General features: G+C 64.6%; 1 protein-coding gene. It reads right to left on the bottom strand.

The features are described 5' to 3' along the window. A partial coding sequence (locus RDV89_RS20185; protein ID WP_315736114.1) for a DDE-type integrase/transposase/recombinase occupies window positions 1-319 on the bottom strand: 319 nt, incomplete at both ends.

Below are 319 nucleotides of genomic sequence, written 5' to 3' on the forward strand. Positions count from 1 at the left end.
CTGGGGCCGGTAGGGGCGGGTGCGTTTGTGCTTGATGTTCTCGCCGAGGGTGGTGGCGAAGAGTCGGGAGTTGTAGCAAGCACCGTTGTCGGTCAGGACGCGTCGCACGGTGATGCCGACTGATTCGAAGTAGGCGTTGGCGCGGTTCCAGAACCCTGCCGCGGTTTCTTTGCGTTCGTCGGTGAGCAGCTCGCTGTAGGCCAGGCGGGTGTGATCGTCGACGGCGTTGTGGATGTACCAGTAGCCGTGCTTGATGCCGCGTCGGTTCTTCTTGCCCTGGGCGCGTCCGTGGCTGCGCCAGCCGCCGCCGTCGGGAATT

It is taken from the genome of Nocardioides imazamoxiresistens (assembly GCF_032378595.1).
GTDB lineage: Bacteria > Actinomycetota > Actinomycetes > Propionibacteriales > Nocardioidaceae > Nocardioides > Nocardioides imazamoxiresistens.